Below are 17,111 nucleotides of genomic sequence, written 5' to 3' on the forward strand. Positions count from 1 at the left end.
AGGGCCAGGAAGGCGAGGCCGACATCACCGCCGCGCGCGGTCTGGCGGCCGCCGCCCATCATCATCATCATCATGCCGCCGCCGCCCATGGCTGCTGCCGGGTTGGGCGTGCCGAAGGAGCGTGAGAAGTTGAAGCCGGTGCGCAGCTCCGACCGCTCGGTGCGGGCGAAGTTCAGCGGCCGGGCGTCCAGGGCGGTCAGGTTGTCGGCCGCATCGCGCGTGAACCGTTCGGGCAGGGCCGCCTCGAGGTCGGCCGTGATGGTCGGGAAGGCGATGATCGCATCATTGACGATGGTGCGGGTGTAGTTGGAGCTGACGGACAAGTCCTGCTGGGACGACGGCCTGAAGTTCACCCCCAGGGCGAGGACCTGACGATCCTCGGGGTTGAGGTTCGGGTTGCCGCCGGTGACGCGGGTGATCTGGACCGTGCGGCCGGTGCGGAAGTCGAACACCGAGGCGTTGGGCGTCGAGATGGTCGGATCGTTCAGCTGCTGGATTGTCGGCGCGCCTTCCTCGTCCTTGTAACTGAAGCTCAGGGACAGGGGGGTGATCGGGGTCCAGTTCATGCTGGCGCCCAGGGTGACGAGGCCGCCGATGTCGGACGCCTCATCGTAGCCGGCGTTGGCGGTGACCGAGAGGTCGCCGAGACCGGCGAGCACGTCGTTGCTGCGGCTGGCGATCGGCAGGGAGAAATTGACCGTGCCATAGGCGCGGTCGCGGCCGATGGCGCGCTCCGAGAAGACGCCGCCCCGGGTGCTTTGCGAGTTCAGGTCGCGGGTGTCGACGCCGACCTTCCAGGTCGAATAGAGGCCGCCGGCGGGCGCCTGGAGCAGGTTGCCCATGAAGACGCCTTCCAACAGGCCGCCGCTGGCGACGGAGTTGGCGGTGTCGGTCAGGCGGGTGAAGCTGGAGGCGGAGAGGGCGCCGAAGGGGTTCAGCGTGCCGGCGGTGACGGCGATTTGCGCCGCCACGGCGCTGAGGCCGCGACCGGTCGTGGTGTCCGTCTCGACCCGGTCGTAGGCGCCCTGCAGGGTCCAGCGCCAGTTGTCGCCGACGAAGCCGTCGAGCAGCAGGCCCACGTTGGCGGTGGAGGTGTCCGTGTCGCGGGTCAGGGCGCCGGCGTCTCCGATGAACCGGTAGACGGCGACGTCGCGGCTGAAGGGCGAGCCGTTGCGACCGGCCGGGGCGATCAGGGTCACGCCGGGCAGGCCGCCGTAGGCGAAGGTCGAGGCATCGACGAGGTTCAGGCTGACCGTGCCCTTGGTCGTCGAGTTCAGATCACGCGCGATGGAGGCGTTCAGCGTCGTTGTGTCGCCGCGCGGCAGCAGGGTGCGATAGTCGCTGAGGTTTCCGGTGCGTGGGGCGTTGGCGCCGGCGGCGAACTGGGCGAGCGTCGGATTGGCGACGCCGGGGTTGGCCGCGACCACCGCCGCCAGGGCCGGGTCGATCCGGGTCCCGTAGGGAATGCCGGCGACGTTGCCGGTCAGGTCGAAGGGCTGGGAACCCGGATCGCGGGTGATGTCGCGTTCGCTCTCGAACAGGGCAGTGTCATGCAGCCGCTCCAGGCTGGCGTTGATGCGGGTGCCGTCGACGATGCTGAAATAACCGGTCTCGACCTCGGTCGAGGTGCGGCCGCCCTGGGTCGGGCCCCGGTTGGACAGCTCGGCCGTCGCCTGGCGGAACTGGGCCTTCAGGACGATGTTCACGACCCGCTGATCCGCCGTGTAGCCGTAGGTCAGGGCGACCTGTTCCGGCAGGATCTCGGTGCGTTCGATGGATTCGAACGGGATGTTGCGGATTTCCTGGAAGCCGGAGGTGCGGCGACCGTTCAGCAGGACGACGGGACCGCCGGAACCGCGCGAGCTGCGGGTCAGGGGCTCCAGCGCCGTCAGCAGTTCGGCGATGTTGGAGGCGCCGTAGGCGCGCAGTTGTTCGGCATCCAGGACGAGATCGGGCGGGATGTCGCCCTGGACGCCGCCGCGCAGGCGGGTTCCGTCGACCACGACGTCGTCGACCACGTCGGCGTCTCCGGCGGGAGCGCCTGTCGGGAGGTTCTCCTGATCGTCATCCTGAGTCGCCGGAGGTGTCGTCTGGGGCGTGGCCTGCGCCGGGGGAACGGTCGTCGGCGGCGGGGGCGCGGTCTGGATGGCGCCCGAGGCGAGGGCATAGAGCAGGGCGGCGGCGATGGTCATTCAACAATCCGAACGAGGCGTGGGGAGACGCTCGTCGGGAGGCGAACGCGCAACGCTGCGATCGATCCGACGGCCTGGTTATACGGCTCAGTCATCATGATCCGTCGCGGCGGCAATGTGGCGCTTTGTTGCAGCTCTGAGTCGCGAAGGAAAACTGTGGTTTTCGGGCCGCACCGGCTGGGCTCCAGTGTCGATCTGCGCGGGAACTAAAGCCGTTGCGCGCGCCCGCTCGGCCACGCATCATCGCCGCATGCGAGCGCCAGAAGAGTTCGAGACCGATCGCCTGCGTCTCCGTCCCGTTGCGCGAGCGGATGCAGCGGACATCTTTCGAACCTACGCCGGACAGGCTGGGCCGATGCAGTTCATGAACTTTCCACGCCATCGCGATGTGGCTGAAAGCGTGACGTTCGCGGACTTCTGCGAGGCTTGCTGGCGCTCCGGCTCCGCCTTTCCCTGGGCGGTCACCGACAGGGTCACGGGACAGTTCATGGGCGCTCTGGAGCTCAGGCTGAAGCCGCCCAGAGCCGACTTGGGGTATATCCTTGGAGAGCGGTTCTGGGGTCAGGGTTTCGCGGGCGAGGCGGCTTCGGCGGTGGTCGCATGGGCGATCGCCCAGCCCGGAATCTTTCGCGTGTGGGCGACCTGCCATCCGGAAAACGTCGCTTCCGCCGCTGTCCTCCGCAGGGCCGGACTGACTTACGAGGCGACGCTCGCCAACTGGGACGCCCGTCCCCAGCTCGGCGAAGCGGCGGGGCCCAACGATTGCTACGCCCTGACGAAGTCCCCCGGGACCGAAGAGATCACCCCGCCTCCTTAAGCGCACCCTCCAGCCCCTGCTCGCGGACCTTGCGGTAGAGGGTCGAGCGGCCGATGCCGAGGCGGCGGGCGATCTCCGACATATGGCCGGCGTAGACCTCGATGGCGTGCTGGATCAGGTCGCGTTCGATGTCCTCCAGCGTGCGCAGGTGGCCGCGCTCGTCGAGGATCCTGATCGGCTGGTCCGGCAGGGGCGGCAGGTCGGCGTAGTTCGTGATCGCGGCCGACGGCGCCTCGGCCTCCAGCGGCATGGCGACGCCCGAAATGGCCGGGAAGTCGTGCGGCTGCAGGAAGGGGGCGTCGGCCAGGACGATGGCGCGGTAGATGGTGTTCTCCAGCTGACGCACATTGCCGGGCCAGTCGAAGGCGGTCAGCAGGGCCAGGGTCTCGGGCGCGACACCGGCGATCCGCTTGCCCTCCTCGACGTTGAAGCGGCCGATGAAGTGGTCGATCAGGGCCGGGACGTCCTCGCGGCGCTCGCGCAGGGACGGGGCCTCGATCGGGAAGACGTTCAGACGATAGAACAGGTCCTCGCGGAACCGGCCCTCGGCCACCGCTGTCGACAGGTCGCGATTGGTGGCCGAGACGATGCGGACGTCGACCTTGACCGCGCGCTTGGCGCCGACGGGATCGATCTCGCCTTCCTGCAACGCGCGCAGCAGCTTGACCTGCATGTCGAGCGGCAGTTCGCCGATCTCGTCGAGGAACAGGGTGCCGCCGTTGGCCTCCATGAACTTGCCGAGATGTTTGTCGGAGGCGCCGGTGAAGGAGCCCTTCTCGTGGCCGAACAGGATCGACTCGACCAGGTTGGCGGGCAGGGCGCCGCAGTTGACCGCGACGAAGGGCTTGCCGGCGCGGTCACTGGCGCCGTGCAGGGCGCGGGCGATGACCTCCTTGCCCACGCCGCTCTCGCCGGTGATCAGGACCGGGATGGACGACTTCGCGGCGCGGGCGCCGAGCTGTTTGACCATCTGCATCGGGCGGCTGTCGCCGACCAGATCGGCGAAGGTGACGCGCCCGGCGACATGCTTCTTCAGACGGCCGACCTCGGCGGTCAGCTGGGTCAGCTGAAGCGCGTTGCGGATGCCGACCAGGATGCGTTCCGGGCTGGCGGGCTTGATGAAGAAGTCCTGGGCCCCGGCCTGCATGGCCTTGACCACGGTCTCGATACCGCCGTTGGCGGTCAGGACGATGACGGGGGTGGTGACGCCGGCGGTGCGGATCTCGGCCAGGGCCTCCATGCCGCTCATGCCCGGCATGACGAGGTCGAGCAGGACCACGTCGGCCCCGCCGCCCTTGGTCAGGCGGTCGATGGCCTCGCCGCCGGATTCGGCGTGGACGACGATATAGCCCTCACGATCCAGAACCGCCTGGACGAGGCGGCGCTGGGTCGGATCGTCGTCGACCACCAGAACGGTCTTGGCCATGGTTGCGGACACCCTCTGTCATCACCGTGGGCCGCCTGCGTCTGAGCTGCGCGACTGACCCGTTTCGGGACGGTTTTAGGCCCGATGCGGTGAAGATCGGGTGAGAAGGCGTGGTGTGCGGTGGGTTAACGGGCGGGCGGACAGGCGAATGGGGCGGCGGGCGACAGGGGCGACTGACGCTCTCCGCCGGTGTCCAGGTCGGGCAGAGTATCGCTGTAGCCGGCCTTGAGCTTGCCCTGACGCAGCAGGTCGCGCGCGTCCGTGGTCGCCGTCTCGTCGCCGCACCGCACCGGGACGTAGGTTCCGAGCGGGATGTAGGTCCCGAACTCGGCGTCCTCGCCATAGATCGTGACCCGGTAGGACTGGACCAGCAGGACGGTGTTCGGCTGGAAGCCGATGGCCTCGCCGACCGTGGCCAGACAGTCGCCGTCCGCCCGGCATTCGCGACGGGCGTCGTCGTCGGTGACCGGCTGGAAGAAGACCTCGGGCAGGGCGGGGGCGCCGGGGAGGGTGGCGATCGTCGGCTTGAAGGCCTCATCAGCGGGAGCGTCGGCGACGGGGAAGATGTCGGCCTGGGCTTGCCGGGCGCGCTCAGCGACATCGGCGTCATCCGAGCCGGCGAGACGGGCGAGGGCGGCGCGGCCAGTCTTGCCGCTGCCATTCTGGAGGAAGGCGTAGTCGAACTTGTCGGGCGCGACCTTGCCAGCTTCAAGCCGGGCGACCTGATCGGCGACGGACAGCCGCGCGGGATCGGCCAGCGGGGTGAACAGGGCGAGGATGACAGCGACCACGAGGACGGCGGTGACGATATTGGTCATCTCCAGCGCCTTCATCCACGGTGAGCCCTTGCGGATGAGGGGAATGATCGCGCCGAGGCCGTAGCCGATCGCGTAGGCGGCGCCGACGAGGGCGCAGGCGACGGCGATGATCCTGTCCGGCGTCAGGCCGTGCTGGCCGATGCGCAGGCTCAGGCCCCAGAAGGCGATCAGGACCAGGGGCGTCAGCAGGACCGAGGCGACGCGGACGGCGATCCGGAGCACGGCGGGCGGCAGGTTGTCGGGGCGGCCGTCCTGATACGCCGCGTTGATGAGGATGATCAGGCCGCCCGCCGCCGACAGAACCAGTGCGGTGGCGCTACCGGTCTCCCACAGGCCGTCGAGACCGGTGAAGGGCAGGGCGGCGAGGAAGCCTCCGACCAGGACGGTCAGGACCAGCAGCAGCCAGGACAGCAGCATCAGGGCGACGGTGCGCACGCCGCGGATCAGGCCGTCGCGAACGTCGGTCAGATGGACGGCCGTGGCGAAGGCGAGACCGGTCAGGGGCAGGGAGAACCAGCCCTCCTCGATCAGGTCGCCGAGGAAGCTGAGGCCGATGATGTTGAACAGGGCGGCGCCGAGGAACAGCAGCAGCCAGAAGGCGCCGGCGAAGGCGATCGACAGCACCAGCTGCACCCCCGCCATCCAGGCCGCGTCGAAATAGGCGGGGAAGGAGGCGATCAGCGTCCGCTCGCGATCGGCCGGGACGATCAGATGATGGGCGATGAACAGGGCCGCCGCCGAGAAGGCGAACAGGGGGAAGGTCATCTGGCGGCCGACGTCGCCCGCCTGACGCGCCACGTCGTGCCAGGCGAGGAAGGCCAGGGCCGCCGCCGCGACGACGCCCCAGACCGCCAGGGTCGGCCAGCGCAACCGCCCGACGCCGGCCAGCAGGGGCGGCGGCAGGAAGAGGGCGACCAGGACGAGGGGGCCGAAGGTCTCGGGGAAGCGCGAGGACCAGGTCGCGCCCTCGCCCTCCGTGGTGCGGACCAGCAGATAGAGGGCGATCCCCTGCGCCAGACCGATCACCAGCCGGACCAGACCGACGAGGCGGTCGCTCTGGCCCAGGTCGCTACGGCCCGCAGTGTCTGTCTGGTCGGTCATGTCGTGTCTCCCCCGGAGCGTGACCATGAACCGGGGAGAGGCGTCGGGGAAGCTACGTTTCCTGACGGACGGCGCGAGCCAGGTAGCAGCCGCGCGGGGCGAAATGGATGTGGGCCTGTTCGACCGCCGGGTTCGCGAACCATTGCGCCAGCCGGTCGTCGAGGTCGGCGCCCTCGATGACCTGGCCTTCGATCATCATGTTGCGCCGGTCGTAGACCCGCAGGGACAGGGGGCGTTTGCGCAGCATTTCGGGCGCCTCGGCCGCCGGTTCGGCCCTGACGGCGGCCTCGCGCACGAAGATCGGGCCCGAGGCGCGATAGGGCGAGGCGGGATCGGTCAGGTGGGCGTGGTTGACGAGCACGCGGGCCTCGCCCGCCTCGCCGTCCTGGAGGCTGACGCGGCAGGGGGCGCGGCCCGGTGCGTCGGCGACCCAGCGGCGGGCGCCGACCTCGGCCAGTTCGGCGTCGGTCATGGCGAAATAGGCGGTGAAGGGTTCCAGCGGCAGGGCTTCGATGCGGTAGGTCATGGGTGTGTCTCCGTGTTCGCCGGGAGAGATGCGACGAACCGCGCCGCGCGTCTGGCGGGTTTCGGCCGTTGCGCCACGGCCTCGGCGACCCCACAACGAGAGGCATGAACGCGCCCTTCAAAGCCCCGCCCCATCCCGTCGATCCGGCCGAACCGCCTCTCTGGGACCTGTCCGATCTCTATGCGTCGCGCGAGGACGCGCGGATCGCCGCCGATCTGGAGGCGGCGCGGACGGCGGTCGCCGGACTGAACGGGCTGCAGGGCCGGTTCGTCGGCGAGCGCGCCGATGCGAAGGCGCTGGGCGGGACGCTGGACCGGGCCATCACCCTGTATGAACAGGCCTCGGAAAAGCTCGGCGCCCTGGGCGCCTATGCCTTCCTGGCGGCCTCGACCAACCGGGCCGATGCGGGCGCCCAGGGGTTCGAGGCGGATCTGCGCGAGAAGATCACCGCCATCGCCACCCCGACCGTCTGGCTGACGCTGGAGATCAACCAGCTGGAGGAGGCCGAGATCGAGGCGGCGCTGGCGGCTGATGATGGCGCAGCGAAGTGGAAGCCGTGGCTGCGGCGGGTGCGGGCGATGAAGCCGCACGAGCTGTCCTGCGAACTGGAGACCTTCATCGCCGAGCGGATGCCGATCGCGGCGCAATGGCCCCGGCTGTTCGACGAGACGTGTGCGGCGCTGCGGGTCGAAAGCGGCAAGGAGAGCCTGACCCTGGCCGAGGCGCTGAACCAGCTGTCCGACCCCAGGCAGGCAAAGCGACGTTCGGCGGCCGAGGGGCTGAACACGGCGCTGGCGGCGCGGACCTCGACGCTCGCCCTGGTGCTGAACACCGTCGCGGCCGACAAGGCGATCGAGGACCGCTGGCGCGGTTTCAAACGCCCCGCCGACAGTCGCCACCTCGCCAACGAGGTCGACGGCGAGTCCGTGGATGCGATGGCCGATGCGGTCGCCGCCGCCTATCCGAAACTGTCGCACCGCTACTATGCGCTGAAGGCCAGGGCGTTGGGCAAGGCGAAGCTGGACCAGTGGGATCGCAATGCGCCGCTGGAGACGACGGCGCCGCGCGGCTTCGACTGGACCCAGGGGCGTGAGCTGGTGCTGGAAAGCTTCGGCGACCTGGGCGGGGAGTTCGCGCAAGCGGCCGGCCGGTTCTTCGACAAGCCCTGGATCGACGGCCGGGCGCGGGCCGGGAAACAGTCGGGCGCCTATGCCCATCCGGTGACGGCCGACCGCCACCCCTATGTCTTCCTGAACTGGATGGGCGAGCGCCGCGACGTCCTCACCCTGGCCCACGAGCTGGGGCACGGGGTGCACCAGACGCTGGCGGCCGAGAAGGGGACGTTGCTGGCCGATACGCCGCTGACCCTGGCCGAGACCGCGTCGATCTTCGCCGAGGGTCTGACGTTCGACCGGCTGCTGGCGACGGCGCCGAAGGCCGAGCAACGCGGCCTGCTGGCCGGGCGGATCGAGGACGGGCTGAACACTGTCGTCCGCCAGATCGCCTTCCATCGCTTCGAGACCCGTTTCCACGACGAGCGGGCGAAGGGCGAGGTCTCCGCCGACCGGCTGGGCGAGCTGTTCCTTGAGGAAATGGGGGCCTCGCTCGGCCCGGCGGTGACGCTGAACCCCGGCTACGAGGCCTGGTGGAGCTATGTCAGCCACTTCGTCCACTCGCCCTTCTATGTGTACGCCTATGCGTTCGGAGACCTGCTGGTGGCGGCCCTGATGGAGACGCGCCGCAAGGACCCGGACGGATTTGCGCCGCTGTATCGCGGCCTGCTCGCGGCCGGAGGGACGAAGACCTATGTCGAGGCGCTGGAGCCGTTCGGCCTCAATCCGCGCGACCCGTCCTTCTGGACCATCGGCACGAAACGGCTGGAACGACTGATCGATCAGTTCGAGGCGCTGGGCTCCTGATCCTCCCCCGTCGGGGGAGGTGGCTCGAAGCTCAGCGAAGAGCCGGAGGGGGCTCGCTTCAGATGCCGCAGTCGCGGCTAGCCCCCTCCACCGCTTCGCGGTCCCCCTTCCCCTACGGGGGAGGATTTCGCTGGGCGCCTTGAGCCAAACCCCCGCATCGCTATAAGAGCGCGCAATCGCCTCTCCGACGGACGCAGACTCATGGCCGACCATCATTCCCCGACCGAACACGCCGATCACGACGCGGATGCCTATGTCCACGGCAAGATGACGGTCGAGGAGCAGACCGCGACCTACAGCCTGTTCATGAACCTGGCCAAGTGGGGTTCGCTGGTCATCGCCGCGGTGCTGCTGTTCCTGACGCTGTGGTTCCAGCCGGGCGGCAGCTTCATCGCCGGCGCGCTCGGCGGCGGGGTTCTGGCCGTGGCCGGCTTCATCTTCCTGAAGGGCGGCAAGAGCCACTAACTCTTAAGGGCGCTATCGCTCGCCGAGCGGCGGTTCGCGACTTGAGCGCGGGTCGGCTCGTGCGCGGGCGACCCTTCGCCGCGCGGCGTTCTGATTGAACCTTGCCGACTTTCCGCCTTTGACGCATCCGTATCCCAGCGCCTAACGTTCTCCAATCCAGTCTGGATGGGGAGATTCGCTTGGCCGTTGCCATCGCCGTGACCCGGGAACGCCGTGAGGGCGAGACCCGCTGCGCCGTCACTCCCGAGACCGTGAAGAAGTTCACCGCCCTGGGCGCGACCGTGACGGTCGAGGCGGGCACGGGCCTGGGCTCGTCCATTCCCGACAGCGAGTATGTGGAAGCCGGCGCCACGGTGAAGCCGGACACCCGCGCCACTCTGGACGGCGCCGATCTGGTGCTGAAGGTGCGCGGTCCGACGGCGCAGGAGATCAGCGCCATGAAGCCCGGCGCGGTCGTCGTCGCCCTGCTGGACGCGTATCGCGAGAAGGACACGGTCGCGGCCATGGCCGGGGCCAATGTCACCGCCTTCGCCATGGAGTTCGTGCCCCGGATCACCCGGGCCCAGGTGATGGACGCCCTGTCGTCCCAGGCCAACCTGGCCGGCTATCGTGCCGTGATCGAGGGCGCCTATGCCTATGGCAAGGGCTTCCCGATGATGATGACGGCGGCGGGCACGGTCGCCCCGGCCAAGGTCTTCATCATGGGCGTTGGCGTCGCGGGTCTGCAGGCCATCGCCACGGCCCGGCGTCTGGGCGCGGTGGTCACGGCCACCGACGTGCGCCCGGCGACCAAGGAACAGGTCGAATCGCTCGGGGCCAAATTCCTCGCCGTCGAGGACGAGGAGTTCAGGAACGCTCAGACGGCCGGCGGCTACGCCAAGCCGATGTCGGCCGAGTACCAGGCCAAACAGGCGGCCCTGACCGGCGAACACATCAGGAAGCAGGACATCGTCATCACCACCGCCCTGATCCCCGGCCGCGCGGCGCCGGTGCTGGTCAGCGCCGAACAGGTGGCCTCGATGAAGCCCGGCAGCGTGCTGATCGACCTGGCGGTCGAGGCGGGCGGCAATGTCGCGGGTTCGAAGCCCGGCGAGGTGGTTGTGACCCCGAATGGCGTGAGCATCGTCGGCTACACCAACCTGCCGGGTCGCATCCCGTCGGACGCGTCGTCGCTATACGCCAAGAACCTGGTCGCCTTCGCCGGATTGCTGATCAAGGACGGGGCGCTGACGGTCGATCTGGAGGATGAGATCCTCAAGGCGGCGGTGGTCACCAACGGCGGCGCAGTTGTGCATGAAGGAGTTCGAGGCTGATGGAACACGTTGATCCTACCGTCTTTCGCCTAGCCATCTTCGTGCTGGCGATCTTCGTCGGCTACTATGTCGTCTGGTCAGTGACGCCGGCGCTGCACACGCCGCTGATGGCCGTGACCAATGCCATCTCCAGCGTCATCATCGTCGGCGGCCTGATCGCGGCGGCGGCCGTGTCGGGCGAGGCGACCAGCCCCAACGCCTGGATCGCCAAGGGCGCCGGCGTCGCGGCGGTGACCCTGGCCAGCGTCAACATCTTCGGCGGCTTCATGGTCACCCGGCGGATGCTGGCCATGTACAAGAAGAAGGAACGACCCGCGAAGCCCGCAGAGGCGGCAAAGGCCTGACTGAAATGACGCCCACCAACATCATCCTGATGCTGGCCATCCCTGTCGGGGTCGTGGGCATCATCGCCTTTATCCTTCTTGCAGGACCGATGAAGCCTACGCTTCGGCGCCGACTGGAATGGTTCATGATCCTGGCCTTCTACCCGGGCATGGCGATTTATTTCGGCTGGCGCAGCGTGCAGCAGGCGATGGAGGCCGACTGGATCAGCGCCGGCCTGAGCGCCGCGCTGGCCTGCGTGCTAGCCTGGCAGGGCGTGGTGATGGCGCGCAAGCAAGCCAGGACCGACGGGACGCGGACCTGATGGAGGCGCTGAACCTCGCACCCGACAGCATCGCCTGGACCGGCTCGTGGATCGCCACGGGCATCGGTCTCGGCATGTGGGTGTGGAGCTGGGTCGGCGAGAAGAGCCCGATCCAGAAACTGCGCCTGCGCGACTGCGGCGTGGTGCTGTTGTTCTCGGGGATTCTGGCGCGGATCGTGGTGCAGGACCGGCCGATGATGGCGGTGGACTGGGCCATGGTCTTCCTGGGGCCCCTGTTCATCGCCGCCGCCCTGTGGCGGCTGGCGCGCACGGCAGCGGGCGCCGGGACGGACCCCCGGTGATGCGCGGGTTTGTCGGTCTCCTGATCCTGATCGTCCTGTCGGGCGCGTCCGCCGCCTCGGCCCAGACCCATGTCGGTCCGAATGTCGAGGGCGGCCTGCCGTGGTCGGTCGCAGCCCCGCAGGGGGCCAGCTGGTCGCTGGTCTGCCGGTTCGCACCGGTGACCTATGAGGCCAGCCAATGGGACCAGCGCCACTGGACCAACAAGATCGCGACGACCGGAACGGGCGCGGCCCGGGGCCGTCTGCCGGATCAGGACGGACGCTGCACCGTGACCAAGACCGGCGGGCCGGGACCGGTCGCCATCGCCATGGTCAAGGACGGTGCGGTCCTGTCCGACGCCACCAACGATACGGCCCGACCGGCAGCGGTGGGGTTCCTGTGATGACACGACTGACGAAGACGATTTCGGGGGAAACGACATGAACGCATCCATCGCGGCGCTGGCCTATCTGGCGTCGGGCGTCCTGTTCATCCTGTCGCTGCGTGGCCTGTCGAGCCCGGAGACCAGCCGTCAGGGCAACACCTTCGGCATGATCGGCATGGGGCTGGCGGTCGGCATCACCCTGCTGACGCTGGGGACCTCGGGCGCGCTCGATCCGGTGACCCTGGCCCTGCTGGCCGGGGGCGTGATCGTGGGCGGGGGCGGCGGGGCGCTGATCGCCAAGCGGGTCGCCATGACCGACATGCCCCAGCTGGTCGCGGCCTTCCACTCCCTCGTCGGCATGGCCGCCTGTCTGGTCGCCATCGGAGCCGTCTATGCGCCCGAGGCCTTCGGCATCCTCAATGCGGATGGCGTGGGCATCAAGATGATCTCGATCATCGAACTGAGCCTCGGCGTCGCCATCGGCGCCATCACCTTCACCGGCTCGGTGATCGCCTTCGCCAAGCTGAACGGCAATATGAGCGGGGCGCCGATCATCCTGCCGGCGCGGCACCTGATCAACATCGGCCTGGCCCTGGGTCTGGTCTTCCTGATCGGCATCCTGATCGGGACCGGCGGCACGGCGGTCTGGGCCTTCTGGGGCGTGTTCGCCATCGCCCTGATCCTCGGCGCGACCCTGATCATCCCCATCGGCGGGGCCGACATGCCCGTCGTGGTGTCGATGCTGAACTCCTATTCCGGCTGGGCCGCGGCGGCCCTGGGCTTCACGCTCGAGAACATCGCCCTGATCATCACCGGCGCCCTCGTCGGCTCATCGGGCGCGATCCTCAGCTACATCATGTGCAAGGCCATGAACCGCAGCTTCATCAGCGTGATCCTGGGCGGGTTCGGCGGCGACGCCGGCCCGGCGGGCGCAGCGGGAGCGGTGGAAACCCGCCCCGTCAAACAGGGCTCGGCCGAAGACGCCGCCTTCATCCTCAAGAACGCCTCCAAGGTCATCATCGTCCCCGGCTACGGCATGGCCGTGGCCCAGGCCCAGCACGCGCTGCGCGAGATGGCCGACAAGCTGAAGGAAGAAGGCGTCGAGGTGAAATACGCCATCCACCCCGTCGCGGGCCGGATGCCGGGCCACATGAACGTCCTGCTGGCGGAAGCCAATGTGCCCTATGACGAGGTGTTCGAGCTGGAGGACATCAACGCCGAGTTCGCCTCCGCCGACGTCGCCTTCGTGATCGGCGCCAATGACGTGACCAACCCGGCGGCCAAGACGGACCCGACCAGCGCCATCTACGGCATGCCGATCCTGGACGTGGAAAAGGCGGGCACCGTGCTGTTCATCAAGCGCGGCATGGCGGCGGGCTATGCCGGGGTCGAGAACGAGCTGTTCTTCCGCGACAACACGATGATGCTGTTCGCCGACGCCAAGAAGATGGTCGAGGGGATCGTGAAGGGGTTGTGAGGCGCACGGCGAAGCAGATCGGCGAAGTCTGGGCTGGTCGCCTGTCATCCCGGCCGCAGCGAAGCGGAGAGCCGGGACGTCGGACGCTGAGCTTTACACTCCCGGAAATCGTGCCAGCGATTGTCCGGGTGACAACGCGAGCGACCCTACTGTCTCCCGGATAATCGCCTATGCGATTTCCGGGATGACAAGATTGAATGTCGATTAGACGCGAGGTCGCGTCATCAACCTTCAACGCACCCTCCCCCCGTTCTCCGTGCACCCCGGCGAAGGCCGGGGTCCAGATCACAGACTGGAGCGGCGGGGATCGGACACCGATTTTCCCTCATGAAAACCGGGGTTGCCATCTGGACCCCGGCCTTCGCCGGGGTGCACGGGTGGGAGACGTTGTTCAAGGACCATATCTTGAATGCTGAGTGAGCTTACGCAGGGCTCTCGATGTTCAGCCCACCGGCCGCTTCCATGTCGGCATCAGACCCCCACCTCCTTCATCGACACCGCCTTGTCCGCCAGCTTCTCCACATCCACCGCCCGCCGCTCGCCGATCAGCTTCCGGCCCATCATGAACTCGGGCGGGGCGTTGATGGCCTCGACGGCCTGCACCCTGTCGCCGGACAGGTGGAAGACGGCGAAGCTGGCGGTGGCGGGGTCGCCGCGGACGACGATGCGGTCCGAGTCGAAGGGGTAGCCTGCGATCTGGAGCTTGAGGTCATACTGGTCCGACCACTGCCAGGGGGTCTCGCCGGCGGGGGCGGGGCGGCCGGTGATGGCGGCAGCGGCCTGTTTGGCCTGTTCCAGGGCGTTGGGGACGCTCTCCATGCGGAACAGCCGGTCGTAGATCGGCATGGGGCGGCGGGTGACGTCGCCGATGGCGAAGATGGCGGGGTCGGAGGTGCGGGCCTCCAGATCGACCAGGATGCCGCCCTCGACGTCGAGCCCCGCCGCGACCGCCAGTGCGTCGTTGGGGATGGCGCCGACGCCGACGACGGCGCTGTCGCAGGCGATGGTGCGGCCATCGGCCAGGGTTACGCCCGCGACGCGGGGACCGTGGCCGACAAAGCCCGTGACCTCGGCGGCCAGTTCGAAGCGCACGCCGCGATCCTCGTGATAGGTCTGGAAGAAGGTCGACAGGACATCACAGGCGACCCGGGCCAGAAGGCGCGGCTCGCGCTCCAGCACCACGACCCCCGCGCCCAGGGCGCGAGCGGAGGCGGCGACCTCCAGCCCGACATAGCCGCCGCCGACCACGGCCAGGGTGCGGCCCTCGCCGAGCTGGGCCTTGATCGCCTCCGCATCGGCAGCCGTGCGCAGGACGTGGACGCCCACGAGGTCCGCGCCGGGGACGTCGAGCAGGCGGGCTCGCGCCCCGGTGGCCAGGATCAGGTGATCGTAAGCCAAGGTCGAGCCGTCCGACAGGCCGACGGTCCGCGCCGTCCGGTCGATGCCGGTGACCTCGACCCTGAGCCGCAGGTCGATGTCGTGTTCGGCGTAGAAGGCCCGCGGGCGCAGGGCCAGACTCTCGCCGTCCGCCTCGCCCTTGAGCCAGGCCTTGGACAGGGGCGGGCGCTGATAGGGGATCAGCGGCTCCTCGCCGATCAGGATGATCGGCTTGTCATAGCCGTGCTGGCGCAACAGGGCGGCGGCCGTACCGCCTGCGTGGCCCGCGCCGACGATGACGACGCCTCGATCCGGAACAGTCATACGGGTCTCCTACAGCTCATCGACCGTGCCGTCGTCGGCATCGGCTTCGCGCCTCAGCCAGGCGACGAAGGTGCGGGCCTCCTCGCGGCCGCCGTTGCGCCGGGTCAGGACGTGATAGGCCATGTCGGTCGCCAGGTAGCCGTCGGCGAACGGCGTCACCAGCCGCCCCGAGGCCAGGTCGGCGGCGACGAAGGCGCGCGGGGCCAGGGCCACGCCCCGGCCGTTGGCGGCGTCCTCGATGGCGAAGGCGGTCTGGTCGTAGCGGGAGCCGGCTGAGGCGTCGACGCCGGTCACGCCGCGGGCCTTCAGCCAGGCGGCCCAGTCGGGGCGCGGCTCCTCGACATGCCCGTTGCCGACGTGGATCAGGGTGTGGCGGGCGAGGTCGGCGGGCTTCTGCAGCGGCCAGCGGCCGGTCAGGAGGGCGGGGCTGCAGACGGGCACGACTCCGGCCTCGAACAGGACTTCCGAGCGGACGCCGGGGTAGCCGCCGACGCCGTAGCGGACCGCGACATCGACCCGGCCCCCGGCGACGTCGGTCGGTTGCATGTCGGCGGAGACCCAGACCTCGATCTCGGGATGGTCGGCCGAGAAACGGACCATCCGGGGCGCCAGCCAGCGGGCGGCGAAGGAGGGGGGCACGCTGACGGCGAGCGACCTGCGGCCGGTCGGGCCATAGACGATATCGGCGGCGCGCTTCAGCTGTTCGAAGGCGTCGCGCAGCACGGGCTGGAGCCGGGCGCCGAGTTCGGTCAGGGCCACCGCGCCGCCGTCGCGGCGGAACAGGGGGCCGCCGGCGTGATCTTCCAGCACCTTGATCTGCTGGCTGACGGCGCCGGGGGTGACGCCCAGTTCGCGCGCGGCGAGCGAGATGCTGAGCCGACGCCCCGCGGCCTCGAAGGCCTTCAGAGAGTTGAGGGGCGGGAGGCGGCGTCCCGCGTCGCCTGCGTCGCTCATAGACCCTCCAGCCAGGCGGGCACGTCGAAGCCCCTGGAGCGCAGGAAGGCGGGGTTGTAGATCTTGCCCGCGTAGCGCTGGCCGGGGTCGCACAGGATGGTCGCGATGGTGTGGCCGGGGCCGAGTTCGCGGGCCAGTCGGACGGCGCCGGTGACATTGACCCCGCTGGACGGGCCCAGGGTCAGGCCCTCGTCCCTGGCCAGATCGAAGATGACCGACAGGGCCTCGGCGTCCTCGATGCGGAAGGAATGATCGACCGTGACGCCTTCGAGATTGCCCGTGATGCGGTTGACGCCGATGCCCTCGGTCACGGACGAGCCCTCGGCCTTCAGCTCGCCTTCGGTGAACCAGGCATGCAGGGCGGCCCCGGGCGGATCGGCGAGGGCGATGCGGACGGCGGCGTTCTTCGAGCGCAGGAAGGCGGACGTGCCGGCCAGGGTGCCCCCGGTGCCGGCGGCGCAGACGAAGCCGTCGATGCGGCCGTTGGTCTGCTCCCAGATCTCCGGGCCCGTGGTCTCGAAATGGGCGCGGCGGTTGGCGGTGTTGTCGAACTGGTCGGCGTAGAAGGCCCCGTTTGGCTCGCTCTCATTCAGCTCGGCGGCGAGGCGGCGCGAGAAATGGACGAAATGGTTGGGGCTGGAGAAGGGGGCCGGATCGACCTCGACCAGACGGGCGCCGTGCAGGCGGACGGCCTTCTTCTTTTCCTCGCTCTGGCTGCGCGGCATGACGATGACGACGGGGTGGCCGAGCGCGGCGCCGACCAGGGCCAGGCCGATGCCGGTATTGCCCGCCGTGCCTTCCACGATCGTGCCACCGGGCCGCAGGGCGCCGGAGGCCTTCGCGTCGAGGATCAGGCCGCGTGCGGTGCGGTCCTTCACCGACCCGCCCGGATTGAGAAACTCTGCCTTGCCCAGGATCTCGCAGCCCGTCGCGGCGGACGCCGCGCGCAGGCGGATCATCGGCGTGGAGCCGATCAGGGAAAGAATATCGGAGGCGATCGGCACGGGGAGGTGCTCCATCTGAACGAGGCCGCTTTTAGAATCTCTTTGGTCGCACGGGAAGGGAGGTTTGCCTTGGTGACCAGGGCGA

General features: G+C 69.1%; 16 protein-coding genes. 9 read left to right on the top strand and 7 right to left on the bottom strand.

Going from position 1 to position 17,111, the window contains the following annotated elements:
- On the bottom strand, positions 1-2,192 hold a 2,192-nt coding region (locus tag ACP7AB_RS14870; RefSeq protein WP_426046171.1), incomplete at its 3' end, for a TonB-dependent receptor.
- 115 nt (positions 2,193-2,307) lie between these two features.
- Here ACP7AB_RS14870 and ACP7AB_RS14875 point away from each other — a divergent pair.
- Positions 2,308-3,009: a GNAT family N-acetyltransferase gene (locus tag ACP7AB_RS14875; protein WP_425992786.1), complete on the top strand. Its 702-nt coding sequence runs from the start codon at positions 2,308-2,310 to the stop codon at positions 3,007-3,009.
- On the opposite strand, the gene ACP7AB_RS14880 is transcribed toward ACP7AB_RS14875, so the two are convergent.
- The 3 genes from ACP7AB_RS14880 to ACP7AB_RS14890 form a co-directional block, all read right to left on the bottom strand.
- Positions 2,993-4,435: a sigma-54-dependent transcriptional regulator gene (locus ACP7AB_RS14880; protein WP_425992784.1), complete on the bottom strand. Its 1,443-nt coding sequence runs from the start codon at positions 4,433-4,435 to the stop codon at positions 2,993-2,995. The genes ACP7AB_RS14875 and ACP7AB_RS14880 overlap by 17 nt on opposite strands.
- 125 nt (positions 4,436-4,560) lie before the next feature.
- Positions 4,561-6,354 carry a DUF4153 domain-containing protein gene (locus ACP7AB_RS14885; RefSeq protein WP_425992782.1) on the bottom strand — a complete coding sequence of 598 codons (1,794 nt, stop codon included), beginning with the start codon at positions 6,352-6,354 and terminating at the stop codon, positions 4,561-4,563.
- A 52-nt stretch (positions 6,355-6,406) separates the two neighbouring features.
- A complete protein-coding gene (locus ACP7AB_RS14890) occupies positions 6,407-6,880 on the bottom strand; it encodes a DUF1203 domain-containing protein (protein WP_425992780.1) in 474 nt (157 codons plus the stop codon).
- A gap of 104 nt (positions 6,881-6,984) precedes the next feature.
- Here ACP7AB_RS14890 and ACP7AB_RS14895 point away from each other — a divergent pair, with 104 nt between their 5' ends.
- The 8 genes from ACP7AB_RS14895 (at position 6,985) to ACP7AB_RS14930 (ending at position 13,367) form a co-directional block, all read left to right on the top strand.
- Complete coding sequence (locus ACP7AB_RS14895) at positions 6,985-8,799, top strand: M3 family oligoendopeptidase (protein ID WP_425992778.1); 1,815 nt, start codon at positions 6,985-6,987, stop codon at positions 8,797-8,799.
- Positions 8,800-9,000: 201 nt separating this feature from the next.
- Positions 9,001-9,264, top strand: a complete 264-nt coding sequence (locus tag ACP7AB_RS14900; protein ID WP_425992776.1) for an aa3-type cytochrome c oxidase subunit IV — start codon at positions 9,001-9,003, stop codon at positions 9,262-9,264.
- A gap of 179 nt (positions 9,265-9,443) precedes the next feature.
- On the top strand, positions 9,444-10,577 hold the full coding sequence (locus tag ACP7AB_RS14905; protein WP_425992774.1) for a Re/Si-specific NAD(P)(+) transhydrogenase subunit alpha: 1,134 nt from the start codon (positions 9,444-9,446) through the stop codon (positions 10,575-10,577).
- On the top strand, positions 10,577-10,921 hold the full coding sequence (locus ACP7AB_RS14910) for an NAD(P) transhydrogenase subunit alpha (RefSeq protein WP_426046172.1): 345 nt from the start codon (positions 10,577-10,579) through the stop codon (positions 10,919-10,921). Before ACP7AB_RS14905 ends, ACP7AB_RS14910 begins: the two co-directional genes overlap by 1 nt.
- A 5-nt stretch (positions 10,922-10,926) precedes the next feature.
- Entirely contained in the window at positions 10,927-11,223 is a 297-nt protein-coding gene (locus tag ACP7AB_RS14915; protein WP_425992772.1) for a hypothetical protein, read from the top strand.
- Positions 11,223-11,525 carry a hypothetical protein gene (locus tag ACP7AB_RS14920; protein ID WP_425992770.1) on the top strand — a complete coding sequence of 101 codons (303 nt, stop codon included), beginning with the start codon at positions 11,223-11,225 and terminating at the stop codon, positions 11,523-11,525. Before ACP7AB_RS14915 ends, ACP7AB_RS14920 begins: the two co-directional genes overlap by 1 nt.
- Positions 11,525-11,908, top strand: coding sequence for a hypothetical protein (locus ACP7AB_RS14925; RefSeq protein WP_425992769.1), 384 nt, complete (start codon positions 11,525-11,527; stop codon positions 11,906-11,908). Before ACP7AB_RS14920 ends, ACP7AB_RS14925 begins: the two co-directional genes overlap by 1 nt.
- A gap of 37 nt (positions 11,909-11,945) precedes the next feature.
- Positions 11,946-13,367, top strand: a complete 1,422-nt coding sequence (locus ACP7AB_RS14930) for an NAD(P)(+) transhydrogenase (Re/Si-specific) subunit beta (RefSeq protein WP_425992767.1) — start codon at positions 11,946-11,948, stop codon at positions 13,365-13,367.
- A 471-nt stretch (positions 13,368-13,838) separates the two neighbouring features.
- On the opposite strand, the gene ACP7AB_RS14935 is transcribed toward ACP7AB_RS14930, so the two are convergent.
- Genes ACP7AB_RS14935 through ACP7AB_RS14945 form a run of 3 tightly spaced genes read right to left on the bottom strand, consistent with a single transcriptional unit; the run spans position 13,839 to position 17,026 of the window.
- Positions 13,839-15,068, bottom strand: a complete 1,230-nt coding sequence (locus ACP7AB_RS14935) for an NAD(P)/FAD-dependent oxidoreductase (protein ID WP_425992766.1) — start codon at positions 15,066-15,068, stop codon at positions 13,839-13,841.
- Positions 15,069-15,077: 9 nt separating this feature from the next.
- Positions 15,078-16,022 (bottom strand): transcriptional regulator GcvA, encoded by a 945-nt coding sequence (gcvA, locus tag ACP7AB_RS14940; RefSeq protein WP_425992764.1) that lies wholly within the window; start codon positions 16,020-16,022, stop codon positions 15,078-15,080.
- Positions 16,019-17,026, bottom strand: coding sequence for a cysteine synthase A (locus tag ACP7AB_RS14945; protein WP_425992762.1), 1,008 nt, complete (start codon positions 17,024-17,026; stop codon positions 16,019-16,021). Before ACP7AB_RS14945 ends, gcvA begins: the two co-directional genes overlap by 4 nt.
- Between the last annotated feature and the right edge of the window lie 85 nt (positions 17,027-17,111).

This window comes from Brevundimonas sp. TWP3-1-2b1 (assembly GCF_049896165.1).
Classification (GTDB): domain Bacteria; phylum Pseudomonadota; class Alphaproteobacteria; order Caulobacterales; family Caulobacteraceae; genus Brevundimonas; species Brevundimonas subvibrioides_B.

Excerpts from the sequence above, each read along its gene's own strand:
- ACP7AB_RS14900 (WP_425992776.1), top strand. The coding sequence starts at position 9,001 with ATGGCCGACCATCATTCCCCGACCGAACACGCCGATCACGACGCGGAT.
- ACP7AB_RS14880 (WP_425992784.1), bottom strand. The coding sequence starts at position 4,435 with ATGGCCAAGACCGTTCTGGTGGTCGACGACGATCCGACCCAGCGCCGC.
- ACP7AB_RS14890 (WP_425992780.1), bottom strand. The coding sequence starts at position 6,880 with ATGACCTACCGCATCGAAGCCCTGCCGCTGGAACCCTTCACCGCCTAT.
- ACP7AB_RS14915 (WP_425992772.1), top strand. The coding sequence starts at position 10,927 with ATGACGCCCACCAACATCATCCTGATGCTGGCCATCCCTGTCGGGGTC.
- ACP7AB_RS14910 (WP_426046172.1), top strand. The coding sequence starts at position 10,577 with ATGGAACACGTTGATCCTACCGTCTTTCGCCTAGCCATCTTCGTGCTG.
- ACP7AB_RS14925 (WP_425992769.1), top strand. The coding sequence starts at position 11,525 with ATGCGCGGGTTTGTCGGTCTCCTGATCCTGATCGTCCTGTCGGGCGCG.
- ACP7AB_RS14895 (WP_425992778.1), top strand. The coding sequence starts at position 6,985 with ATGAACGCGCCCTTCAAAGCCCCGCCCCATCCCGTCGATCCGGCCGAA.
- ACP7AB_RS14935 (WP_425992766.1), bottom strand. The coding sequence starts at position 15,068 with ATGACTGTTCCGGATCGAGGCGTCGTCATCGTCGGCGCGGGCCACGCA.
- ACP7AB_RS14930 (WP_425992767.1), top strand. The coding sequence starts at position 11,946 with ATGAACGCATCCATCGCGGCGCTGGCCTATCTGGCGTCGGGCGTCCTG.
- ACP7AB_RS14885 (WP_425992782.1), bottom strand. The coding sequence starts at position 6,354 with ATGACCGACCAGACAGACACTGCGGGCCGTAGCGACCTGGGCCAGAGC.
- ACP7AB_RS14920 (WP_425992770.1), top strand. The coding sequence starts at position 11,223 with ATGGAGGCGCTGAACCTCGCACCCGACAGCATCGCCTGGACCGGCTCG.
- ACP7AB_RS14875 (WP_425992786.1), top strand. The coding sequence starts at position 2,308 with ATGTGGCGCTTTGTTGCAGCTCTGAGTCGCGAAGGAAAACTGTGGTTT.
- gcvA (WP_425992764.1), bottom strand. The coding sequence starts at position 16,022 with ATGAGCGACGCAGGCGACGCGGGACGCCGCCTCCCGCCCCTCAACTCT.